Source organism: Photorhabdus australis DSM 17609 (assembly GCF_000711895.1).
Classification (GTDB): domain Bacteria; phylum Pseudomonadota; class Gammaproteobacteria; order Enterobacterales; family Enterobacteriaceae; genus Photorhabdus; species Photorhabdus australis.
In genome coordinates, this window is sequence record NZ_JONO01000005.1 from 1 (window position 1) to 23797 (window position 23797).

A 23797-nucleotide genomic window follows, 5' to 3' on the forward strand; every position below is an offset into this window, starting at 1 on the left:
CCGCTGCCGGGCAGCGTCCCGGAGAGTTATTTTGCCATTAATCAGCTGATACGTCCGATACGGGTGATCCCCCGAGAAGGTCATTCACTGCATTTTTATGGGGCGGGTCATTTTACTACAACTTCCACACTGGCCTGGTATGCCCGCTATGACCGCGAGCCTCTGCATATCACACCACTCCAGGCTGGCCATCCAGCACGGGTCAGCGGATTCTGGCGAACAGACAGACTGCCCGGAAAGCTGTATTTCTTTGCTCAGGGAGCCATCGCTTTTGACATCGAAGGTGCAGAATCAGGGACAACCATGTGGCATCTGGTACGAGAGGCAGCAAGTATCGCGGAATGATAAATTATCACAGCATCTATGCCGCCTTGTGTCAGCGGGAGTACTCTTTGGAGGAAAATGTAGGTCAGACACTTAAATGATGTATGTAGACTAGAAGTTCGTTATGGAATATCAAGAGTCGTTGGATAATATTATAAAATTCTATTTTTCTTTCCCGAATGAAGTTATTAAATATATGATTAATTTTAATCATTTTTGATTAGATGAGTTTAATCAGATCTATTTGGTTGTTCTGTTTTGTTTAAAAACAATATCCAATTTAATAATTTAATTGCGAAGGATAAATACAGGCTATTTTGAAATAATAATAGTAAGAAAAGATTATTTAAATAAGTTAAAAATCCTTATTGTGAAGTAGAAGATTTTATCATTAAACCAAGATGAAACGTTTGCTCCTTGATAAATTCCTGTATATGGTGCAGGTGGCATTATTTTCGCGGTTTTATAGAATGGTTTTGTTGTTTTTATAGGCACTATGAATATAAGGATATTTTTTGCGATTTTGATCTCAATAATTACAATTATTATTAGCCATCTCGTCGAATTGTACAATAATTCTAATGTCGGAAAATTCGACACCCCATTACACGGGGATTTCCGTTAATAAAGCAGAAAAAATTTAAATATTCATAAGTCTATTTAAATTAATATCGATGGATATCATATCCTTGATATCTAAAAAATCATTGGAGGAGTCATTTATGTCTAACTTGAAAAAAGAAATCGCTGAAACTAAAACTGAAATTAAAGGTACTAAAGTTAAAAATAATCAACCTCAACCTCTAACAGAAGATCTGCTCGACCAAATCTCTGGTGGTTGGGTGAATGCTTACGCAAGATGGACAAACCGCTTTTAAATTCAGTAGATTAAAGTCAGGGGGCTTAATTGCCCCCATTTGATTCTTTCGAGCTGAGCAATGTTCGTAGTTGGAACTTAACCTGCCATTTTCGTATTACTGGCATAGGGTCTAACAAAGTAAAAAATGGAGCTTCGAGTGATGGTTAATTCATTAGTTAAGAAAAAAATTCAACATCTTGAAGTAATATTAAAGATAAGCGAGCGATGTAATATCAATTGTGACTATTGTTACGTATTCAATAGAGGAAATTCAGCGGCTAATGATAGCCCCGCCAGGATCTCTCATGCGAATATTGATTACCTGGTGGATTTCTTTCAGCGGGGAAGTCAAGAATATGATATTGACACTCTGCAAATTGATTTTCATGGAGGAGAACCTCTCATGATGAAAAAGCCGCAGTTTGCCAGTATGTGTGAGCGACTAGCCTCAGGTAATTACCATGGTTCGAAAATCAGATTTGCATTACAGACTAATGGCATCCTTATTGATGATGAATGGATATCTTTATTCGAAAAATATTCTGTCAGTGTGAGTGTCTCCATTGATGGACCGAAGCATATTAATGATCGTCATCGCTTAGACAGAAAAGGGCGTAGTACTTACGAAGGTACTATACGGGGTCTCCGTAAACTTCAAGAAGCTTATCAAGCAGGTCGGCTGCCGTCAGATCCGGGTATTTTGTGTGTCGCGAATGCTAAAGCAAGCGGGGCTGAAATATATCGACACTTTGTTGATAACCTGGGCGTTTATGGCTTTGATTTTCTGGTACCTGACGACTGTTACACTGATGCCCAGGTTGATCCAGATGGCGTTGGACGTTTCCTAAATGAGGCGTTAGATGAATGGGTGAATGACAATAACCCCAAGATTTTTGTGCGTCTTTTTAATACCCATATTGCCAGTCTTCTTGGCGCGGAAAATGCGGGGTTTTTGGGGCATAACCCAAGCGTAGCTGGAATATATGCATTTACCATTGGTTCAGATGGTTTTGTCCGTGTCGATGATACCTTGAGATCGACATCTGACCGTATTTTCGACATCATTGGTCACATTTCTGAAATCAGCCTATCTGAAGTATTAAATAGCCCACAGTTTCAGGAATATGCGTCTATAGGGGAATCGTTACCAACAGAATGTGAAGACTGTATTTGGGCAAAAGTTTGTGCCGGTGGGCGCATAGTTAATCGCTTCTCGCATGAAGAGAGATTTAAACGCAAGTCAGTATATTGTTATTCAATGAGAAGCCTTCTTAGCCGCGTTTCAGCTCATCTTCTCAATATGGGGATTGAGGAAGATCGCATTATGAAAGCGATTGGCCGGTAATTTAATATAGAGACTTTTAATATTTTATTTCAATAATGTGAGGTATGCCTTAGATTGCCAAATAAAAACTCTATTTTCAGATCCGAAGCAATAGAACACAGAACTCATCATTGGTTAGGAAATCCACAAGTTATTATGCCAGTAGGCGCCTCAGTTTGGACAATAATAGCGCTTGTTATTATTGTCAGCCTTGTTGTGTTCATGATAATAGGCACTTACACACAGAAGGTTCGGCTAATGGGGGAAATTATCTACGAGCCTGCGGTTGCGAGAATAGAAGCAACGGGTAACGGAACCATTGTCCGTAGTTTTGCTGTTGAAGGGAAAGAAGTTCGCGCTGGAGATGTTATTTTTATCGTTAACATGGAAACTCAAACCGAATATGGGCGTACAAGTCATGAAATTACTTCTGCCCTCAAGTCACAAAAAACCGCTATTGAACGAGAGATCATGCTGAAATCAGAGGCGTCTGATCAAGAAAGTGATTTTCTTACCCAGCGTCTTAAGAATAAGGAAGCGGAAATTCAAGAATTAGACAACCTGATCACAAAATCAACCGAACAAGTCGCGTGGCTATTTGACAAAGCTCAGCTTTTCAATAAATTAGTTGGGAAAGGAATCGCACTTGAAATAGATCATATAGAACGCCGCTCTGATTATTATACTGCTTCTGTTCAACTGGCGGCTTACAAACGAGAAAAGGTTAAGTTACAGGGTGAATCTCTCGATATCAGGGCGAGGTTGGCGACAATCCACATTGGACTTGAAACTTCACGTGAAACATTACGTCGAGATATTGCACGGCTAGATCAAGACTTAGTCTCTACGGCAGAACGAAGGGAACTCTATATAACGTCTCCAATTGACGGTAAGTTAACGGGAATTACTGGATTAGTTGGCAAAAGAATTCGCTCGTCCCAGGAATTAGCGAGTGTTGTACCTACTTCGGGCCGCCCCAAAGTAGAAATCTTTTCCACTTCTGAAGTTATTGGAGAATTACGCGAGGGACAATCTGTAAAATTACGGTTTGATGCTTATCCATACCAGTGGTTTGGGCAGCATGATGGTATTGTTACTGCAATTTCCACGACTTCAGTTGAAGGGAGTTTAGGAATAAAGGATGAAAATAATCAGCAACAGAAACGGTATTTTCAGGTTCATATCCGTCCTAAAAGCGACGGTGTACTCTTAGCGGGAAATATGCATCCTTTACGGCCCGGAATGGGGGTCGAAACAGACATTTTTATAAGAAAAAGGCCAATCTACGAATGGATTTTGTTACCTCTAAAAAGAATTCATGTCGCGACTCAAGGTAAACCTGGAGATGATGTATGAATGTCACAATGAAAGGCTACTTTGAAGCATTCAGGCACCATCTTCCTGTAGTGATGCAAACAGAGGCTACGGAATGTGGACTCGCTTGTGTCGCTATGATTGCAGGTTATTATGGACTTAATATGGATCTGCAAGCGCTTCGCAAATATTATCAGGTGTCTTTAAAAGGTATGAACCTGCGCGATATTATCGTATTAGCTGATCGCCTCTCATTAGCGTCTCGTCCAATTCGAGCTGATCTTGATTCTTTAAGTCAGGTAAAAACGCCTTGTATTTTGCATTGGTCTTTTAATCACTTTGTTGTATTAAAGAAATTTTCACGCCGTGGGGTCGTTATTCACGATCCGGCAAAAGGCGAGAGAAGAATTTCTATCGATGAGTTATCTAAAAAATTTACGGGTATTGCACTTGAGCTTTGGCCAAATAAAGACTTTCAGAAACGTACTGAAAAGAAAACAATTCGACTGCTGGATATGTTTAAAAACGTTTCTGGATTATCTCGGGCTTTAGTTCAAGTATTGGCTTTATCATTTTGTATTGAGCTTCTTGCTATGGCCGTGCCGATGGCAGCTCAATTCACGATAGATATGGCTTTGAGGTCTAGCGATATTGATCTTGTCTCTGTGATTGTGTGCGGAATTATTGGCTTATTAATATTCAGAGCCTTGCTTAGTATTGTGCGTTCATGGTCTGTTATGTCGATTAAGTATACTTTGGGTATTCAATGGAGCTCTGGGCTTTTTAGTCATATGATCCGATTACCTACTTCATACTTTGAAAAGCGTCATATTGGTGACGTCACTTCGCGATTTAACTCTTTATCGGCAGTACAAGATGCCTTCACCGCGGATATGATAGCTTCACTCTTAGACATTGTTGTGGTGATTGGACTCTTCTTTTTAATGTGGGTTTACAATGGTTATCTTGCTGTCGTGGTCATTTCGATATCCATTGTATACGCATCGCTAAAATTCTTTCTTTTTCGAGCCTATCGTTCGGCTAATCTCGAGGCGATAGCCCATGAATCTCAGCAACAGTCACACTTCCTTGAAACAGTACGCGGCATCACTTGCGTTAAAATTTTTGACTTAGCCGATCGCAGACGATCCGATTGGCTCAATCTTGTTATTGATGAAGCCAATGCAAAAATATACCTCTTTAAAATTGACCTGGTGACACAGACTGCGGCACAGCTTTTAATTGGTCTTACTTCTGCATCCATATTATGGTTAGGCGCTAAATTGATTGATGGCGGCGCGTTAACCACAGGTATGCTTTTTGCCTTCTTGATTTACTCTGATATGTACGTAAATCGAACCATACGAGTGGTTGACTCGATTATTAAACTTCGCTTGATCGATATGCATAGCGAACGACTGTCAGAAGTGGCTTTAGCCGAACCTGAACATAATGAAGGGGATGCTGTTCTATCATGTCCTGAAACAATTTCAGGCAGTATTGAAATTAAAAGCCTGAGTTATCGTTATGGCGATGGCGAACCCGCTATATTTGAGAATGTTTTTCTGTCTATTAAGGCTGGTGAAAGTATCGCTATAGTTGGGCCGTCAGGTTGTGGTAAATCGACACTGCTTAAGACAATCGGTGGATTAGTCTCGCCAGAAAGTGGCTTTATTTATTTGGACGGAGTTGATGTGCGGAGATTAGGACTTGGGGCCTACCGTAGCCATATCGCTTGTGTCTTACAAGAGGACAGATTATTTGCGGGATCGCTATTGGATAATATTAGTTCATTCGACGTTAAGCCTGACCATGAATGGGTATATGAGTGTGCTCGTCTTGCTTCAATTCACGCTGAAATAGAAGAGATGCCAATGAAATATGAAACAATGGTTGGAGACATGGGCAGTGCTCTGTCAGGTGGACAACGGCAGCGTATTTCTCTTGCCAGGGCATTGTACAAACGTCCAAAGATATTATTTCTTGATGAAGCAACGAGTGATCTGGATATCGATAACGAAGCAAAAATTAATGACTCAATACGAGAACTAAAGATTACCAGGGTATTTGTAGCCCATCGTCCGACAATGATCGCAATGGCGGATAGGGTTTTTGATCTAAGTATGAACGCAGAAGTGGAGAACCCCCATGCATTTTTCTCTAAGTAAACATATCAAGGTGACCGCATTTGTTGCTTTTTCTTCCATGATGTCATTATTTGTTGCAAATTCTATGGCCGCTGAAAAAGTCATGCATATCAATTTTCAATTTGATGAATTTGCTCTACCGATAGCAAATCTTGAAATTGATGGAAAAACTCAAAATCTTATGATCGATACGGGTTCAACTATAGGTCTCCATTTATCTAAAAACCTGATGTCGAAAATTTCCGGCTTAGTTATCGAACCTGAAAAAGCGCGTTCTACTGACCTTACGGGTAAGACTTTTTTAAATGACAAATTTAATATTCCACGGCTTTCGATAAATGGCATGATGTTTAAAGATGTTAAAGGGGTTTCATTAACACCATGGGGAATGAAATTAATTGGAGACAATGATCTTCCTTCCTCAATGGTAATTGGCCTTGATTTATTCAAGGGAAAGGTGGTTCTTATTGATTATAAAAGCCGGAAATTATCAGTTTCTGATCGTTTGCAAGCGTTGGGAGTCAATGTGGATAATGGTTGGATAAAATTGCCGCTGAGACTGACTAAAGAAGGCATTGCTGTCAAAGTTTCACAAAACTTTAAAAGCTACAACATGGTATTGGATACTGGCGCATCGGTTTCGATTTTTTGGAAAGAAAGATTGAAATCTCCTCCGGTTAACATTTCTTGCCAGGCTGTGGTTAAAGAGATGGACAATGAAGGGTGTGTTGCATCGACGTTTCAGCTTGACGAAATGGGCGTTAAGGGAGTTAAGCTGAATTCGGTATTGGTTGATGGGGGATTTAATCAGTTAAATACTGATGGATTAATCGGGAATAATTTCTTTAATAAATACGCAGTATTAATCGACTTCCCTGGTAAGAGATTATTCATTAAAGAGAACTCGTAGGGATGGATAACGGGAAGATGTTTTTGGTTTGGAAATTGAATCGTAACAACTCCCCCTTAAGGTGTTTCTGTAAAATGTGCTGTTATACCCGATAGATTTCAGGATGCATCGCGACGGCAAGGGAGCGAATCCCCAGGAGCATAGATAACTATGTGAACGGGGTGAGAGAGTGCAGCCAACAAAGAGGCAACTTGAAAGATAACAGGTATATACCCAATAGATTTCAAGATGCATCGCGACGGCAAGGGAGCGAATCCCCAGGAGCATAGATAACTATGTGACTGGGGTGAGAGAGTGCAGCCAACAAAGAGGCAACTTGAAAGATAACAGGTATATATCAAAGTGACGCAGACCGGTTGGGGTACATTCCCGATACTGAACATAATTCACCAGGCTTTTATTTCAGGTTAATATGGAGTTGATGAAAAGGAGAATCTCTCATGAAATATGCCCAACTATCTGTTTTAGCTTTGCTCATTACTGGATGTGCGAGCACTAAAACAATACCACCTCAATCTCCAACTAAATCTCCGGTAGAAGTTGCGAGAATGGCTGTAAATAATGGTACAAAATGGCTTGCTCAGTTTATAAATCATTCAGAACACGATGAATTATTTAACCTGAACTCTCATATCAAGGTGCAAGGGTTAAGAACTTATAAATCTGTTTTCTTCACGGAAGAGCAGGAAAATATCCGCAGAGCTTTATATGATCATTGCCAGGGGGCTGGTGGTGATTTAGTCTATAATACCCATATTGGAGATTTATGCCAGCTTAAGGATGGGAAATATCTCTATTCTTATCAAATGAGAGGAACTGGAAACGCAAATCGTGATGGGGAAGAATATCAGCTTTCACTTTACTATGTACCATATTGGAATTTCGCCGACCCAGGTTATATCAAGTTAGCATCGAAAACTCTCCATGAACTTGAAGAAAAAGTTATCGCAGTAAAAGAAGGTAACATGGAGTTTGAGAGGCAGAAAGTACGTGAATACTTTATATCTGAGATAAAAAATTATGCGGTGCAGATGCGAAATTTTGAAAGGAAAAAGCCTTTATTACATACTCCAGGAACTCAGGTTTGCCTGAGAGTTAATGGCTCAATCGTTCGGGGTTTTTCAAAAGGCCGACTTAATAATGTGGATGAGACGATAGGTATTCACATCAACAGTATTGATGGCTTATATCCAGTACGTTACCGAAACCTCAATTTAATACCTGGAGTGGATATTGCAGACACCGGTCTATACTGGGATATTTGCAATTAAGTGTTTTCCTTTATAAAAGGAAATGCTTTTTTCCAATACTGCTCATTTAAATAAACCTGAATGAGTCATAGTCGGAATCAGCTTAAACGGCCAACAATTTGTGCTGGCCGTTTAAAAACTAACATATGACCTGCTGATAACAAAGTTATTCATATCCTGCTTTGACTTGTATCACTACATTTACTCTTATTTTCTTAAGTGAATGGATAATCATTCTTTTCTGACGCCTGTTTTATTATCTATTGTCAGTGTGAAGATAATATGTCTTGCTGGCTGTTATAGAATAAAGTCATTAATTACGCTATCACGGATCTGCCCTGACGTAATAGAATTTTCTGTTCCTGACATTTTGCGAAAATAAATGCAACCCTTTTTTTAAATAAATGTCGTGTCGTTTAAGTTAGGTTTATATATTATGTGAATTTTATTGAGTTCTTTGAATTTTATATCCGATCTATTTTAAACAAAAAGTGCTTTCTGACAAAAATTATCTTGCTTTTGTACAAAACTGTTTAGAAAATCGCCTTCATTAAACAATGAATTATTGGGTCAGTCTGAATATTCATTTGGACGAGCAGGATCGATTTTCTCTTATTTCCTGCTGGCTAATGGCCAGTCTGGGAATAGCGGGATTGGCAAAAAAAAACCACTGCATTTTTATGGGGCGGGTCATTTTACTACAACTTCCACACTGGCCTGGTATGCCCGCTATGACCGTGAACCTTTGCATATCACACCACTCCGGGCCAGCCAGCCAGCACGGGTCAGCGGATTCTGGCGAACGGACAGACTGCCTGGAAAGCTGTATTTCTTTGCTCAGGGAGCCATCGCTTTTGACATCGAAGGTGCAATATCAGGGACAACAATGTGGCATCTGGTACGGGAAGCGGAAAATATAATGGAGTAAACGCTGAGAAGTGTATTCAATATACAAGGAATACCTGTTGCACTGGAAGGGCACCTTGTTAATTGTGGTTGCCCAACCGGAACCTTCCGATTAAAGGCGCAAGCATAAATATCAAATGCCAAAACCCTTAATTGAATACTCACAAAACTATGCCGCTGGAGTATTCTATTTTTCACTCCAATCGGCATACTCTTACCAGTACCTTATTTCTCAGCAAATTCTATTAAAGAATCATTCACTGTTTTTTAATCGCCTTAATGATATTAGTGGTTGAAATACCTTCCTCAAAGTTCAACACTTTGACTTCACCACCCGCCGCCCAAACCTCTTCACTACCAGCAATCTCTTCAGGTTTATAATCACCGCCTTTAACCAATACATCAGGCAAAACATCGGCAATCAAACGGCGCGGTGTATCTTCTTCAAACGGAACGACCCAATCCACAGCGCCCAGCGCTGATAACACGATCATACGTTGTTCCAATGGATTGACAGGGCGGCTTTCACCTTTCAACCGTTTAGTTGATGCGTCACTGTTAACGGCAACAATTAGCCGATCGCCCAACTTACGGGCATTTTCCAGATAAGAGACATGACCTGCATGCAAAATGTCAAAACAACCATTGGTCATCACGATTCTTTCTCCGCGCTGACGAGCATCAGCAACCGCTTGTTTAAGCTGAAATTCAGTCATAACACCGAAACCAGTTTCAGCACGGCCACGGATAGCGTTCTCCAATTCAATTGGCGAAACCGTTGAAGTTCCCAGTTTGCCAACCACAACGCCCGCAGCCGCATTCGCCAGAAAACAAGCCTCATTCAGTGGTCTTCCCGCTGCTATCGCAGCAGCCAGCACACCAATAACTGTATCGCCAGCACCGGTAACATCAAACACTTCTTGCGCCTGAGTCGGCAAATGCAGCGGGGGTTGATCGACGCTTAACAAACTCATCCCCTGCTCAGAACGGGTGATCAATAATGCCTGAAGCTCCAGATCCTTAACCAGTTTAGTGCCCTTCTCAACCAGTTCATCGTCATCTTTGCAGCAACCCACTACGGCTTCAAATTCAGACAGATTCGGCGTTAACAACGTTGCGCCACGGTAGCGTTCAAAATCATGACCTTTCGGATCGATTAATACGGGCACTTTGGCATCGTTTGCCAATTTGATCATTTTCTGAACCTGACTCAACGCGCCTTTAGCGTAGTCAGACAAAACCACTGCTCCAATATGAGGTAACGCCTGTTCAATGCGTCCAAGTATCGGCTGCGCCTCGACGTTATCGAAACCTTCTTCGAAATCCAGACGGATTAACTGCTGGTTACGGGAAAGTACCCTTAGCTTAGTAATTGTCGGATGTGTTGGCACAGCAACAAAATCACAGCGCACCTTAACACTGCTCAATTTTTCATTCAGCGCACGTGCTGCGTCGTCAATCCCTGTCAATCCGACCAAATGTGAATTCGCTCCAAGCGCAGCGATATTCATAGCAACGTTAGCCGCACCACCCGGGCGTTCCTCAATGGTATTTACTTTTACTACAGGCACCGGTGCTTCCGGTGAAATGCGGCTGGTTGGTCCATACCAATAGCGGTCTAACATCACATCACCGACAACCAAAACGCCGGCACGATGAAAATCCGGGAGTGTTACTTTCATCCCTCGCTCCAAATATCAGATATTAACTAGTGACAAATATTATCATAAGCCCAGAAAATGCCAGTAAAATCCACACACAAAACCGGTATCACCCGTTATTGCTCACCCAGCCACTGTTGCCAGCTATAACGTACTTGTTCCTGTTGCTGGCTGAAACAATCAGCTGATACCTGACTGGAAAGCTCCTGCAACGCCAGATGATGCAATTCATCACGCATGGAAACATAAGCCTGAGTCAACGAAACGGCTTCAGTTTCGTCCATAATTCCATAAGCTGCCATCAGCTCAAAAATTCGCACATTATCTGACCAACGGGTCAATCGCTCGTTCTCAGATGCGTAACGTAGTACCAGATACTGAGCAATAAATTCAATATCAGTAATCCCGCCCGGATCAGCTTTAATGTCAAATTGATCTGAATGACGACTGCCTAAATGTTTATGCATCTTCTCCCGCATTTCCCTGACTTGCTGACGTAACAAAGCCGGTTCCCGTCGCGTACATAACGTCTGGTGACGTATTTGCTCAAAATCCTGATGCAAATTTTCATCACCAAATACCATACGAGCGCGTACCAATGCCTGATGTTCCCAAGTCCATGCTTCATTTTGTTGATAGTCAGCAAACGCTTCGATAGTACTAACCAACATTCCTGACTCGCCAGAAGGACGCAAACGAACATCTACATCATACAAAACACCAGAGGAAGTTCGGGTACTAAACAGATGCATAATTCGTTGAGCAAGACGCAAATAAAATTGTCGGGCATCAATCGACCGACCTCCATCGGTCATCACATCCATCGGGCAATCAAGTAAGAAAACCAAATCAAGATCGGAACCATAGCCCAGTTCCCAACCTCCTAGCTTGCCATAGCCAATCACAGCAAACCCCAATCCTTCACGCTGGCCCAGATGTGATGGAACACCGTAGCGCTTTGTCATTTGGTTCCAAGCCTGTTGAACTACGGCCTCAATAATTGCCTCAGCCAGATAAGTCAGATGATCACTCACTTTCATTACCGGTAGCACGCCTGTGATATCTTCCGCGGCAATCCTCAACAATTGCGCCTGTTTAAACTGACGAAGAGCCTCTAATTGCTGCTCTTCATCATCTTCAGGTATGCGTAACAAATACTGCCGCAGTTCATCTTTATAAGCATGCAGGGGCAACGGCTTATACAGAAATTGTGGATCAAGCAACTCATCCAGTAATAATGGATGGCGGGAAAGTTGAGTCGCAATCATCGGTGAAGCGGCACATAGCCGGATAACATGTGTCAATACGGCTTCCGATTCCAGTATTAATTCCAGGTAAGTTGTACGGCTGACAATACTGAGTAACAACGGAATAATTCGCTCCAGTACCGTATTAGCATCTTGTCGCAAACAAATTTTCGCCAACAATCGAGGCATAAGATGATCAAGTACATCACGCCCACGAGGGCCAATGGTTCTTTTGCTTATATCATGACGGTATAGAGAAATGGTGTGCAATATCTGTTGTGCAATTAATTCATCCAAATGCGGAGCCAGTACTACTAATTCTTCTTTATCAAGATGTTCCAGCCACAAGCTCTTAAATGGCACATGATAGGGCTCTTTTTCACCATTATCACTATCATCGCCAATTAATTGGGTAAAAATATCCCGAACTGCTCCCATCTTGCTATTTAATTCAATAATCAAATCGTCCCAGCTTTCAAATTTCATCCCCCATGCCAATCGTGAACGGTTCAGCTCATCTTCCGGCAGAGTCTGTGTTTGCTGATCATTGATTGACTGTAAAAGATTTTCCAATCGCCGTAAAAAGAGATAACTATCAGTTAATTGTTTAATCTGTAATGGCTGTAAGAGATCCAGCTTTTCGATTACTTGCAGAGTGGGTAACAGCGCCGGAGATTGTAAGCACAATTCACGACCACCACGAATAAGCTGAAATACCTGAGTGATAAATTCAATTTCACGAATGCCGCCCGCACCCAGTTTGATATTGTCTTTCAAGCCACGGCGACGAACTTCCCGTTCAATCATCCCTTTCATATTTCTCAGGGATTGAATCACACTGAAATCGATATAACGGCGAAAAATAAATGGCCTCAGCATCCGGCGTAGTTCTTCACAATATGATTTACTACCGGACCCCATAATGCGCGCTTTAACCATTGCATAACGTTCCCAGTCACGCCCCTGCTCTTGATAGTAATCTTCCAGCGCTGCGAAACTGAATACCAGCGGACCACTGTCACCAAATGGACGCAAACGCATATCAACCCGATATACAAAACCATCCACTGTCTGCTGATCGAGTATTCTGATAAGACGTTGCCCTAAACGGGTAAAAAACTGAGAATTATCCATTTCACGGCGGCCACCTTGGGTAATCCCGTTTTCAGGATAGACAAAAATCAGATCAATATCGGAAGAGAAATTCAGCTCACCCCCTCCGAGTTTTCCCATACCGAGAATTAACAGTGGTTGTGGTTCACCTTGCTGATTACAAGGCGTTCCCCAATCCTGACAACAACGCTGATACAACCAATCACGGGCAGCAACAATCAGCGTCTCAGCCAACACACTGAGCTGTTGCAAAGTCCCCTGAGTGGTACTGCCATGCAACGCTTGTAACCAGGCAATTCTGACCAAAATTTTGTTACGAAACTGACGTAAAACCCGCATCAGGGTATTTTCATCTTCTATTGATGAAAGTAACCGTTGCAGCCATTCAGTGTATTGGTGCCATTCCTGCGCTTCAGGTGGATTCTGGCGGATTTCAGCTAACCATTCAGGGTGAATCTGCAAATTTTCAGCAACAAAATCACTCAGAGACAACACAGCCTGCTCATGCGGAGCAAAAGGTTCAATAGATAAAGCCAATTCCTGGAAATGTTCAGTCACTCTCTGTAATTGAACCAGAAGCGGGGTTGAAAGTGGCAACATAGAGAATTCCTGTTATTTAAGCAGAGAGATTTACCAACCACATAGTCAGCGCCAGCTTACATTGTAAATAAACTGAGCTGTAACACAGAGTTTCGGCCTTTGTTTCCGCCTCTGATAATTTTTGCTTAATAGCAGTTAATTGATCATCCAACTGTTCCAACCGACCCGATGGCTTGCTAAGACATGTAATCGTCTGCTGAACCAATGTAAGTACTTGCTTCAAATTATCCCGGCCTTCTGATAAGCCGGCCAGACAGCATTCTTCCTGATCTTGCCAATGGCTCAATATTGATGAAAGCACTGATGATAATGGCTGTTGCATATCAATTTCTGTCGGAACTGGAGAAGAAATTGCCCTCGGTTTTCCCTGAACTAACTGATAACCACGGGCAGCTTTACTTTTATTTCCCTGCCGTAAACCATCTGATTTTGCCAGCTCAAATGCCAGATCGAATACATCAGCTATGGTTCCTTGTTTCAATTCCAGTTCAAACTCACAGATTGGATCTTTGCCACCTGCTGCAATAATTTCCCCCTGATCGAACACCACTTCAATTTCACTCTGCCCGTAAGTGACCACCCACTTTTCACGCATAAAGTCAGTGCTGAATAAAGCATGCAAGTGGGATTGCAATTCTTCCACATCACAGTTCTCAGGCCAGATATGCGGTGGAAATAGAGTCAGCGCCAGTTCCGGCTTTGCCAGAGGAACATCATATTCTGGCCTCTGGTGCAATCCACCAATGACTTTACCGGCTGTTTTTATCGTCATTTCATATTGGTCATCAAAACCACGAATACGCAGTCCCATATCAAGACGACGAAGTTGGTTATCTGGCGTTTCAAAATAGATATTAGTCAGTTTCTGAGGAACAAAATAGCGATGAGGAAATATTGATAACTGTTGACGGATTGCAGGAATAGCTGTCGGTTTGGCGGTAAGTTTTAATTCAATTTCTACACTCATATCTGCACCATTGATGACAATCTTTTAGTCATCATCTTACCCTGATTTCACTTTTCTTTGCGACTACAAGCTATTTTCATCAAGAAGTTAATCCAAGAAAGTTGCGTTTATTACTATGTGCCTACACCAGATTGCCTGACTATCCTGAATACGATAATTAAAGGAAGCCTTCAGATGTAATTTTTCATCAATCAGCTTCCAATACAAAATACATTCGAGATAGTTGCTTTTTCGTTCCTTTGCTTCTTAAACGCCAATTTTATTATGCTATTTGTCCAATTTAAAACCTTGTTGCTGAATAGCAGAAAGCACCGCTGGATAATAGATATTCTGGTAATAATTGGCAGTATTCACGCTCCAATTACTACTGTCATTGCGATCGATATGTTGCCAGTGCTTCATTAACGTTTTGTTGTACTGTTCGATGGCTTCCGGTAATACTTCACAATGATAATACTCTTCATGACAGAAACTATTGAGTGGCAAACGCGGTTTCTGCTGTGCGGGAATATCAACATAGCCAATCACCAGACCGGCCACCGGGAAAGTGAGTTCCGGCAATTGCAGGAGCTCGATCATCGCCTTTGGGTTATTGCGAATACCCCCAATCGGCACAACACCCAAACCGTAAGAGCGGGCTGCGGTCATTAGTGCCCCCAGTGCGATACCAACATCAGTTGAGCCAGAAATTAGGCTTTCAATACTTTGATGCGCGATCTGCTGTTTACCGCTCATCTCTATGCCGAGGTATGTTTTATACATATCCAGTACTACGGTAATAAATACCGGTGCCTGAGCGATCCACGGCTGGCCACCAGCCAGCTCAGCGATTCTCGATCGGCAATGGGCATCACGAATAACGATTAGTGACACCTGCTGCGAGTTCACCGAAGTCGGTGCGAGATGGGTAGCTTCAATGATGCTGGTAAGAATATCCTCAGAGATTGGTTTATCAAGATAACTGCGTTCACTGCGGTGCGAGGTGAGTAGTTCAATTGTTTGATTCATAATAGTTCTTTAAATAGGTTAACCGAGGCTTACGTAAATATACAATGACGTTATACGCTATAAGAATATTGCCAATAAATTAGCGCAGAAGCACAATGCACGTTCATGTAGATGTCTTGTCTATCTTAACTATCAAACTTCTCTATAGGAGCAAGAATATTACATGATCCTATAAGTTTCCGTCATTCTTCATTAATGGCAAACAACACTGCCAGACAAAGTCAGTATAATATTTCTCTTTCTGTGCAACTCTCGGAAAAAAGGATAGCTGTCGTTGTGACTAATCCCCACCCTATCGAGGGATTACGGCGGATTTTACTAAAAGAGAAAATTAAAATTTTCTCTTTTCTAAAAGTTATGATAGTAATTGGCAGAATGTGCTTTGTTAAACAAACAACCAGTAAACACTGTATTCGACCAGTTAGATAGCTTTTCTTTATGGTTTACTGTTTGCTCCAGCGAACTTAACTCTTTACTATCAAATTCTAAACTCACCATAGATAAAGGACAGTTGAAATTACAATGCGAAAACTACCTTTACTTTTTACAGCGTTATTGAGCCTGGGTTTTTCGCTTACTGCCCAAGCTGAAGAAAAACGCTATGTATCCGATGAGTTATCTACCTACACTCACGCAGGCCCGGGTAACAAGTATCGTATTGCCGGCACACTGAATGCTGGTGATGAAGTCATATTAATGAGCATCAACCAGGACAGTAATTACGCTCAAATAAAGGATGACAAAGGCCGTATTGTCTGGCTGCCAGTTAACCAGCTCAGTAATAAACCGAGTCTACGGGCCCGTCTTCCCGAAATGGAGCAGGAAATAAAGCTACTCACCGATAAGTTAGCCAATATAGACAATAGCTGGAATCAACGTACTGCCGATATGCAGCAGAAAGTTGCAAACAGCAGTGACATTATTGCTGGGCTAAAAAAAGAAAATGAACAGTTGAAAAATAAGCTGATCGTAGCAGAGAAAAAACTCGATGTTGCCAATCTGCAACTTGATGACAAACAACGTAATATCATTCTGCAATGGTTTATGTATGGCGGCGGTGTTGCAGGTGCTGGCTTAATTTTAGGGTTGTTATTACCACATATGATCCCACGTCGTAAACGTAATGACCGTTGGATGAATTGATAAGGAATATTGAGGTGAGAATCTATCTGGTTGGCGGTGCAGTACGTGACCGCCTGCTAAATCTTCCTGTCAAAGAGCGGGATTGGGTTGTTGTTGGCGGAACACCGGAAGAGCTGATATCCCAAGGATACCAGCAAGTGGGCAAAGATTTCCCCGTATTCCTACATCCCAAAACTCATGAAGAGTATGCACTGGCGCGTACTGAGAGAAAATCTGGCTTGGGATATACAGGTTTTACTTGTTATGCCGCCCCCAATGTCACCTTGGAAAACGATTTGCTGCGCCGTGACCTAACAATTAATGCTATTGCTCAAACTCCTGATGGCGAATTTGTCGATCCCTATCATGGTATTAGTGACTTAAATAATCGTATCTTGCGCCATGTTTCCGAGGCTTTTTCTGAAGATCCGCTAAGGGTATTACGAGTAGCCCGTTTTGCTGCTCGTTTCGCACATCTGGGGTTTACCATCGCACCAGAAACTCAGGCATTAATGTCAAATATGGTAACTGACGGGGAGTTATCAATACTCACACCAGAACGTGTCTGGAAAGAGACAGAAAAAGCCCTTTCTACTCATTCACCACAGGTTTTCTTTCAGATTTTACGTGATTACGGCGCGCTGGCTGTACTGTTTCCTGAAATTGATAATCTGTTTGGCGTTCCCGCTCCAGAAAAATGGCACCCTGAGATTGATACCGGTATTCATGCGTTGATGGTGCTAAAAGTTGCGGCAGAGCTGACAAATGAAGTGGATAGCCGTTTTGCTGCACTATGTCATGATCTCGGTAAAGGGCTGACGCCATCAGAACAGTGGCCTCATCATTATGGCCATGGCCCCGCAGGTGTTAAGTTAGTGGACCAGTTGTGTCAACGTCTGCGTGTTCCTAATTCTGCCCGTGATTTAGCAAAACTGGCCGCTCAGTATCATGATTTAGTACATACTGTCGATCAATTACGACCAAAAACATTACTTAAGCTGTTTGATGCCGTTGATGCATGGCGTAAACCTCAGCGGATAGAGCAGTTGATTATCACCAGTGAAGCAGATGCACGTGGCCGTACCAGTTTTGAAGATACACCATATCCACAAGGTAATTATCTTCGACAGGCATTCAAAGTTGCCAACCAGGTTCAGGTAAAAAACATTGTAGCCAGCGGGTTGCGTGGTGCTGATATTGGTAATGAGTTACGACGTCAACGTCAACAAGCACTAGCAGAATGGAAACAACAACAGGACTAGTGCTGCTATTTAAACTTTAACATTTCCCCTAATATCGAACTTTAACCATACTTGGATTAAATAGATATTAGGGGATATATTCACTATATAAATACCCAGTAAACAGCTGCCGCTACAATAAACCGGTAGATAGCAAACGGGATAAAAGAAATACGTTTAATCAACGTCAGAAAAGTCTTAATTGCTATCAACGCAACAATGAATGCAGTAACAAAACCAACAGCAAACATTGGGATGTCAGAAGCAGTTAAAAAATGCAAGCTCTTATAGAGATCCAGCCCACTCGCTCCCATCATCATTGGTACAGCCAGAATAAATGAAAATTCTGATGCAGTATAACGGTTAACTCCCATCAGCATTCCACCAGAAATTGTTGCTCCTGAGCGGGAGAATCCCGGCCACAATGCCAGACACTGAAAGCAACCAATCATAAAAGCCTGGCGATAAGTAATATCATCCAGCCCTTCTGCTGTCGGTGTCTTAGGCTTCAAGATTTCTGCTGTAATTAATAACACACCACCAATAACCAAGGCATACATAACACTTTGCGGGTTAAACAATGACTTGATTGTATCGTGGAAGAGTAACCCAAGAGTCACCGCAGGCAACATTGCCAAAATAATATGGCTCAGCTTCAGCTTACCGTTGGTTTTACCTTCGTGGGGAACCTCACCAAAGTGAATACCAATTAACCCGAACAGACGACGCCAAAATACAACTACCACGGCAAGAATAGATCCAAGCTGAATAATCACTTCAAATGTTTCAGCTTTATCACCAGTAAACCCCAGTAAGTGACCAACAATAATCATATGGCCAGTAGAGGAAACAGGAAGAAATTCAGTTAGCCCTTCAACAACACCAAGAATAAGTGCATGAAACAAGGTAGAAAGGTCAGTCATATAGAGAGGTCGCACTCCATTAACAAATATCCGAAACAGGCAACACGGAATAACCCTGCTGCCATTTTCCCATTGTCATTAATCAAATTGACATATTATTAAGCTTAGCGATGCTGCGTGCCAAGCTATGGTAAGAACAATGACAACAATATGACAACTGAATTCACTGCTGATCAGACTATTTTTTTCTTTCAATAATAACGCCAACTTGACGAGCCCGTGCTACAGCCCCCGGTTTACTGACTTTTATCCGTATCCACGGTGAATTAAAGCGGTTTAACAACAAATCAGCCACCTCTTCAGCCACCCTTTCAACCAGAGCAAAATTCTGATTCTCTACATGGTTGATAACCGCTTCACTAACTTTGGCGTAATCCAGACAATATTCAACATTATCACTAGAAAATGCGCGTTTGTTATCCCAGCCCATTTCGATATCGAACACTAACTTCTGCTTAATGGTTTGTTCCCAGTCATAAACACCAATGGTAGTGATGACAACTAATTCCTCAATAAATACGATATCCATCACATCGCTTTCCTATATTTTCAACTTGTCGGATACCACTTCCGACTAAATATGCGTATTATCCATGGATAAGCTAAGAAAACGACCATTATTATTGGAGAAACATTATGAGTGCTATCGCGCTTGGTATGATTATCTTCGCGTATCTTTGCGGTTCGATCTCCAGCGCAATACTGATCTGCCGTCTGGCTGGGTTGCCTGATCCTCGCCAACATGGCTCAGGCAATCCAGGAGCGACGAATGTATTGCGGATTGGTGGCCGCAGTACTGCAGCAATAGTACTGATTTTTGATGTTCTAAAAGGAATGATCCCAGTCTGGCTGGCTTATCAGCTTAATGTATCCCCTTTCTATTTGGGGATTACCGCAATAGCCGCTTGCCTCGGTCATATTTATCCAATCTTTTTCCATTTTAAAGGTGGTAAAGGTGTCGCAACTGCTTTTGGTGCTATTGCCGCCATTGGTTGGGATCTCATGGGTTTGATGACCGGTACCTGGCTACTGACAGTCTTACTAAGTGGCTACTCCTCTTTAGGCGCAATTGTCAGCGCCTTAATTGCCCCTTTCTATGTCTGGTGGTTTAAACCTGAATTTACTTTTCCAGTTGCCATGCTTTGCTGTCTGGTGCTACTACGTCACCATGATAATATTCAACGCCTTTGGCGCGGTCAGGAAAACCGTATCTGGAACAAACTGAAAAAGCAAAAAGAGATGACTGAACAAGAAAAAATTCAAGCAAAGAATCAAGAAGGAAAAAAAGATTAACAACAGATATAAATAAAAAACCAGTAACTGACTGAATTACTGGCTTTTTATTTTCATTACATTAAAGAAGAATTATAAGGCAGGTAATTCAGACAACGGCCAGCGGGCTTTGACAGTCACTCCCAGAGAATCACTCACTCCGCCTTTCAAACGGATCATACCAGCAAGCGCAATCATGGCACCATTATCTGTACAGAATTCCGGACGTGCATAAAATACTTCACCACCTAATTTTGCCATGACCTCTTCCATTCTGGTGCGCAATGTACGGTTAGCGCTGACACCACCAGCCATTACCAGCCGTTTGAATCCCGTCTGATCAAGAGCCCTTTTGCATTTGATCGCTAATGTATCAACTACCGCATCTTCAAAAGCCCGGGCAATATCCGCTCTGGTCTGCTCATCATTACTATTGTTATGAATAGTATTAGACGCAAAAGTTTTCAGTCCGGAAAAACTAAAATCCAGCCCAGGACGATCAGTCATCGGGCGCGGAAATACAAAACGCCCCACTTCTCCTCTTTGAGCCATTTTAGAGAGCAACGGCCCTCCTGGATAATCCAACCCTAACAATTTAGCTGTTTTATCAAATGCTTCACCAGCAGCATCATCTATTGATTCACCAAGCAACTCATATTCACCGATACCTGTTACGCTAATGAGCTGAGTATGACCACCAGACACTAACAAAGCCACGAACGGAAATTCAGGACTGTTATCTTCCAGCATCGGAGCTAGTAAATGTCCTTCCATATGATGAACAGGAACCGCAGGAACATCCCAGGCAAATGCCAGAGAGCGACCAATAGTCGCCCCTACTAGTAATGCACCAACCAGACCAGGGCCAGCTGTATAAGCAACAGCATCAATATCTTTACTCGTTAATTTTGCTTCTTTCAAAGCAGCCTGAACCAAAGGAACTGTTTTGCGGATATGGTCACGTGAAGCTAGCTCAGGCACAACACCGCCATAATCAGCGTGTAATTTAATCTGACTGTATAATTGATTTGCCAATAAACCGGCCTTATCGTCATAAATTGCGATTCCGGTTTCATCGCAAGACGTTTCTATACCTAAAACTCGCATTACACTACCCATAGTCCACGGAAGGGAGCCAGTTTATCATTAATGAGATAATTTGCGGGGTTTACATGCTGACTATTTTTGCTGTTTAGTCTATAATCAGCGCCCTACGTGAAGTTCCTGTGTGGTTATCGTCAATATTACAAAACTGATTTGCAAATCTCATTGCAGGTCATCATGTAATGTTGTTTCAATTTGCTGCGGCGCTTTACAAAGCCGTATCCGTTGAAGTAAAATTCCGCACCATTTTAAGATGGCTGGCATATCACGCCAGCAAAACCGATTTCTATTGAGGTGAAAGGCACATGCCGGTAATTAAAGTACGTGAAAACGAGCCATTCGACGTAGCACTGCGTCGCTTCAAGCGTTCCTGCGAAAAAGCAGGTGTGTTAGCAGAAGTTCGTCGTCGTGAATTCTATGAAAAACCAACGACTGAACGTAAACGCGCTAAAGCTTCTGCTGTAAAACGTCACGCTAAGAAGCTGGCTCGCGAAAACGCACGCCGCACTCGTCTGTATTAATCCTTGCGGTTCACCCGCACAGTGGTTAAATTTGCAGATAATAGTAGTTGCAGATAAAGGCCGTGCTTTCCAAAAGGAAGCGCGGCTTATTGTCGTTCATCAACGGGCGTAAAAGGGCTTATGGCTGGACGAATTCCGCGCGCATTTATCAATGATTTATTAGCTCGTACCGATATCATCGAGTTGATCGATGTTCGTGTGCCACTTAAAAAACAGGGTAAAAATTACCACGCGTGTTGTCCGTTTCATAACGAGAAAACGCCTTCTTTTACTGTTAATGGCGATAAACAGTTTTATCATTGCTTTGGTTGCGGAGCTCACGGTAACGCTATCGATTTTCTGATGAATTACGACAGACTTGAGTTTGTTGAATCCATCGAAGAATTGGCAACCATGCACGGGTTGGAAGTGCCTTATGAAGCCGGTTCTGGTAGTAGCCAGATAGAACGCCACCAAAGGCAAAATCTTTATCAATTGATGGATAAGCTCAACAGCTTCTATCAGAATTCATTAAATACCTCCGCTGCACAACAAGCCCGGCAATATCTGGCTCAGCGCGGGCTTAGTGAAGAAGTTATCCTCCGTTTCTCGATTGGTTTCGCTCCTGCAGGTTGGGATAACACCTTGAAACGGTTTGCTCGTAGCGCGGAAGAACGTCAACAATTAAATGACGCCGGTATGTTGGTCGCAAATGATAATGGCCGCACTTATGACCGTTTTCGCGAACGAGTGATGTTTCCAATCCGTGACCGCAGAGGGCGCGTGATTGCATTTGGTGGACGAGTTCTGGGAGATGCACTCCCTAAATATCTCAACTCACCAGAAACTGAAATTTTTCATAAAGGCCGCCAATTATATGGCCTTTATGAAGTACAGCAAAGTCACAATGAGCTTTCACAATTATTAGTGGTTGAAGGTTATATGGACGTGGTGGCGCTAGCGCAGTTTGGTATTGATTATGCTGTTGCCTCATTAGGCACTTCAACTACATCGGAACATATTCAATTACTTTTCCGCGCTACCGATAACGTCATTTGTTGTTACGATGGCGACAGAGCCGGACGTGACGCTGCATGGAGGGCATTGGAAACAGCACTCCCTTATCTAAATGATGGTAGGCAGTTACGTTTTATGTTTTTGCCTGATGGCGAAGATCCTGATTCACTGGTTCGCAAAGAAGGCCGCAAAGCATTTGAGCAACGAATGGAACAATCTCATACATTATCCGAATTTTTGTTCGAATCATTATTGCCACAAGTTGATTTCAGCAGTCCAGAAGGAAAAACCAAGCTCAGCTCACTTTCCGTACCATTAATCAACCAAATTCCGGGGGAAACTTTACGCCTCTATATGAGGCAAGAACTCGGTAATATGATAGGCATTCCTGATGCAGTACAGTTGGAGCATTTATTACCACAGCGTCTGGAAAACGGGAATAATTATCAGATGCCGCAGCTAAAACCGACAACTATGCGTATACTTATAGGACTGTTGGTACAAAACCCACACTTAGCTGCTTTAGTTCCCCCTCTACAGGGAATTATGCAGGCCAAGATTGCAGGCTTACCATTATTTATGGAGCTTGTGGAGGTTTGCCGTACTCAACCGGGGCTAACAACTGGACAGCTACTAGAACAATATCGTGATACTAAATTTAGTAAACAACTTGAAAAATTAGCTACATGGAACGATATACAAGTAGAAGAAATAGCAGAAAATACATTTCGTGACGCATTGGATCACCTCGTCGATTCTGCGTTAGAAGAACGTTTAGACATTCTTATCGCCAGGGCAAGGACTGAAGGTCTGACACAGGAAGAGCGTGAAGAAGTCCGCTTAATTAATGAGTCCCGTGCCAGAAAGTAAACACTGAATTCACGGCTTAAGTGCCGCATTTAGGTAGGGACAAAACCCTACATTTTGCCGCTATAAGTGGGCAGTGGCAATATAACGAAAACGCCCCTAAATGTTATTGTTGGCAGAT

19 protein-coding genes and 1 pseudogene are annotated in these 23797 nt (G+C 42.3%); 13 read left to right on the forward strand and 7 right to left on the reverse strand.

Going from position 1 to position 23797, the window contains the following annotated elements; genetic code table 11:
• From BO26_RS01820 to BO26_RS01855, 8 genes and pseudogenes are all read left to right on the forward strand, one after another.
• Nucleotides 1-345: type VI immunity family protein (locus BO26_RS01820; protein WP_036768345.1), on the forward strand; the 345-nt coding region annotated here is incomplete at its 5' end.
• A gap of 701 nt (nucleotides 346-1046) precedes the next feature.
• On the forward strand, nucleotides 1047-1202 hold the full coding sequence (gene xyeA / locus BO26_RS01825; protein WP_074439177.1) for a XyeA family cyclophane-containing RiPP triceptide: 156 nt from the start codon (nucleotides 1047-1049) through the stop codon (nucleotides 1200-1202).
• Nucleotides 1203-1343: 141 nt separating this feature from the next.
• Nucleotides 1344-2528, forward strand: coding sequence for a cyclophane-forming radical SAM/SPASM peptide maturase XyeB (gene xyeB / locus BO26_RS01830; protein ID WP_036768348.1), 1185 nt, complete (start codon nucleotides 1344-1346; stop codon nucleotides 2526-2528).
• A gap of 201 nt (nucleotides 2529-2729) precedes the next feature.
• Nucleotides 2730-3863 (forward strand): beta-barrel domain-containing protein, encoded by a 1134-nt coding sequence (locus BO26_RS01835; protein ID WP_477706998.1) that lies wholly within the window; start codon nucleotides 2730-2732, stop codon nucleotides 3861-3863.
• On the forward strand, nucleotides 3860-5989 hold the full coding sequence (locus tag BO26_RS01840) for a peptidase domain-containing ABC transporter (protein ID WP_036768349.1): 2130 nt from the start codon (nucleotides 3860-3862) through the stop codon (nucleotides 5987-5989). Before BO26_RS01835 ends, BO26_RS01840 begins: the two co-directional genes overlap by 4 nt.
• On the forward strand, nucleotides 5970-6878 hold the full coding sequence (locus BO26_RS01845) for an aspartyl protease family protein (RefSeq protein WP_036768350.1): 909 nt from the start codon (nucleotides 5970-5972) through the stop codon (nucleotides 6876-6878). The genes BO26_RS01840 and BO26_RS01845 overlap by 20 nt, the downstream gene beginning before the upstream one ends.
• Before the next feature lie 440 nt (nucleotides 6879-7318).
• Nucleotides 7319-8149 carry a hypothetical protein gene (locus BO26_RS01850; RefSeq protein ID WP_036768351.1) on the forward strand — a complete coding sequence of 277 codons (831 nt, stop codon included), beginning with the start codon at nucleotides 7319-7321 and terminating at the stop codon, nucleotides 8147-8149.
• Nucleotides 8150-8798: 649 nt separating this feature from the next.
• Nucleotides 8799-9056 (forward strand): annotated as a pseudogene (locus BO26_RS01855) (hypothetical protein); the annotation flags it as partial.
• A gap of 235 nt (nucleotides 9057-9291) precedes the next feature.
• Here the strand turns inward: BO26_RS01855 and hldE are convergent.
• The 4 genes from hldE to BO26_RS01875 form a co-directional block, all read right to left on the reverse strand.
• On the reverse strand, nucleotides 9292-10716 hold the full coding sequence (hldE, locus tag BO26_RS01860) for a bifunctional D-glycero-beta-D-manno-heptose-7-phosphate kinase/D-glycero-beta-D-manno-heptose 1-phosphate adenylyltransferase HldE (protein ID WP_036768353.1): 1425 nt from the start codon (nucleotides 10714-10716) through the stop codon (nucleotides 9292-9294).
• A gap of 95 nt (nucleotides 10717-10811) precedes the next feature.
• The gene (gene glnE / locus BO26_RS01865; RefSeq protein ID WP_036768354.1) at nucleotides 10812-13655 is read right to left on the reverse strand and encodes a bifunctional [glutamate--ammonia ligase]-adenylyl-L-tyrosine phosphorylase/[glutamate--ammonia-ligase] adenylyltransferase; all 2844 of its coding nucleotides are present in this window, start codon (nucleotides 13653-13655) and stop codon (nucleotides 10812-10814) included.
• 16 nt (nucleotides 13656-13671) lie between these two features.
• The gene (locus BO26_RS01870) at nucleotides 13672-14622 is read right to left on the reverse strand and encodes a CYTH domain-containing protein (protein ID WP_036768355.1); all 951 of its coding nucleotides are present in this window, start codon (nucleotides 14620-14622) and stop codon (nucleotides 13672-13674) included.
• 267 nt (nucleotides 14623-14889) lie between these two features.
• Complete coding sequence (locus BO26_RS01875) at nucleotides 14890-15630, reverse strand: NADPH-dependent oxidoreductase (protein ID WP_036768356.1); 741 nt, start codon at nucleotides 15628-15630, stop codon at nucleotides 14890-14892.
• Between the two features lie 522 nt (nucleotides 15631-16152).
• On the opposite strand from BO26_RS01875, the gene BO26_RS01880 reads away from it, so the two are divergent.
• Nucleotides 16153-16773: a TIGR04211 family SH3 domain-containing protein gene (locus BO26_RS01880; protein WP_036768357.1), complete on the forward strand. Its 621-nt coding sequence runs from the start codon at nucleotides 16153-16155 to the stop codon at nucleotides 16771-16773.
• Nucleotides 16774-16787: 14 nt separating this feature from the next.
• Nucleotides 16788-18014: a multifunctional CCA addition/repair protein gene (locus tag BO26_RS01885; protein ID WP_036768358.1), complete on the forward strand. Its 1227-nt coding sequence runs from the start codon at nucleotides 16788-16790 to the stop codon at nucleotides 18012-18014.
• A gap of 83 nt (nucleotides 18015-18097) precedes the next feature.
• Here the strand turns inward: BO26_RS01885 and bacA are convergent, their stop codons facing one another.
• On the reverse strand, nucleotides 18098-18916 hold the full coding sequence (gene bacA / locus BO26_RS01890) for an undecaprenyl-diphosphate phosphatase (RefSeq protein ID WP_036768359.1): 819 nt from the start codon (nucleotides 18914-18916) through the stop codon (nucleotides 18098-18100).
• Nucleotides 18917-19094: 178 nt separating this feature from the next.
• Nucleotides 19095-19445: a bifunctional dihydroneopterin aldolase/7,8-dihydroneopterin epimerase gene (gene folB / locus BO26_RS01895; protein ID WP_036768360.1), complete on the reverse strand. Its 351-nt coding sequence runs from the start codon at nucleotides 19443-19445 to the stop codon at nucleotides 19095-19097.
• Between the two features lie 107 nt (nucleotides 19446-19552).
• Here folB and plsY point away from each other — a divergent pair, with 107 nt between their 5' ends.
• Complete coding sequence (plsY, locus tag BO26_RS01900) at nucleotides 19553-20209, forward strand: glycerol-3-phosphate 1-O-acyltransferase PlsY (protein WP_036768361.1); 657 nt, start codon at nucleotides 19553-19555, stop codon at nucleotides 20207-20209.
• 72 nt (nucleotides 20210-20281) lie between these two features.
• Here plsY and tsaD read toward each other — a convergent pair whose 3' ends face one another.
• Nucleotides 20282-21295, reverse strand: a complete 1014-nt coding sequence (tsaD, locus tag BO26_RS01905; RefSeq protein ID WP_036768362.1) for a tRNA (adenosine(37)-N6)-threonylcarbamoyltransferase complex transferase subunit TsaD — start codon at nucleotides 21293-21295, stop codon at nucleotides 20282-20284.
• Nucleotides 21296-21597: 302 nt separating this feature from the next.
• Between tsaD and rpsU the strand changes: the two genes are divergently transcribed.
• Together rpsU and dnaG are read left to right on the forward strand one after the other, a co-directional pair.
• Nucleotides 21598-21813: a 30S ribosomal protein S21 gene (gene rpsU / locus BO26_RS01910; protein WP_001144069.1), complete on the forward strand. Its 216-nt coding sequence runs from the start codon at nucleotides 21598-21600 to the stop codon at nucleotides 21811-21813.
• A gap of 120 nt (nucleotides 21814-21933) precedes the next feature.
• The gene (gene dnaG / locus BO26_RS01915) at nucleotides 21934-23679 is read left to right on the forward strand and encodes a DNA primase (RefSeq protein WP_036768364.1); all 1746 of its coding nucleotides are present in this window, start codon (nucleotides 21934-21936) and stop codon (nucleotides 23677-23679) included.
• Nucleotides 23680-23797 lie beyond the last annotated feature (118 nt).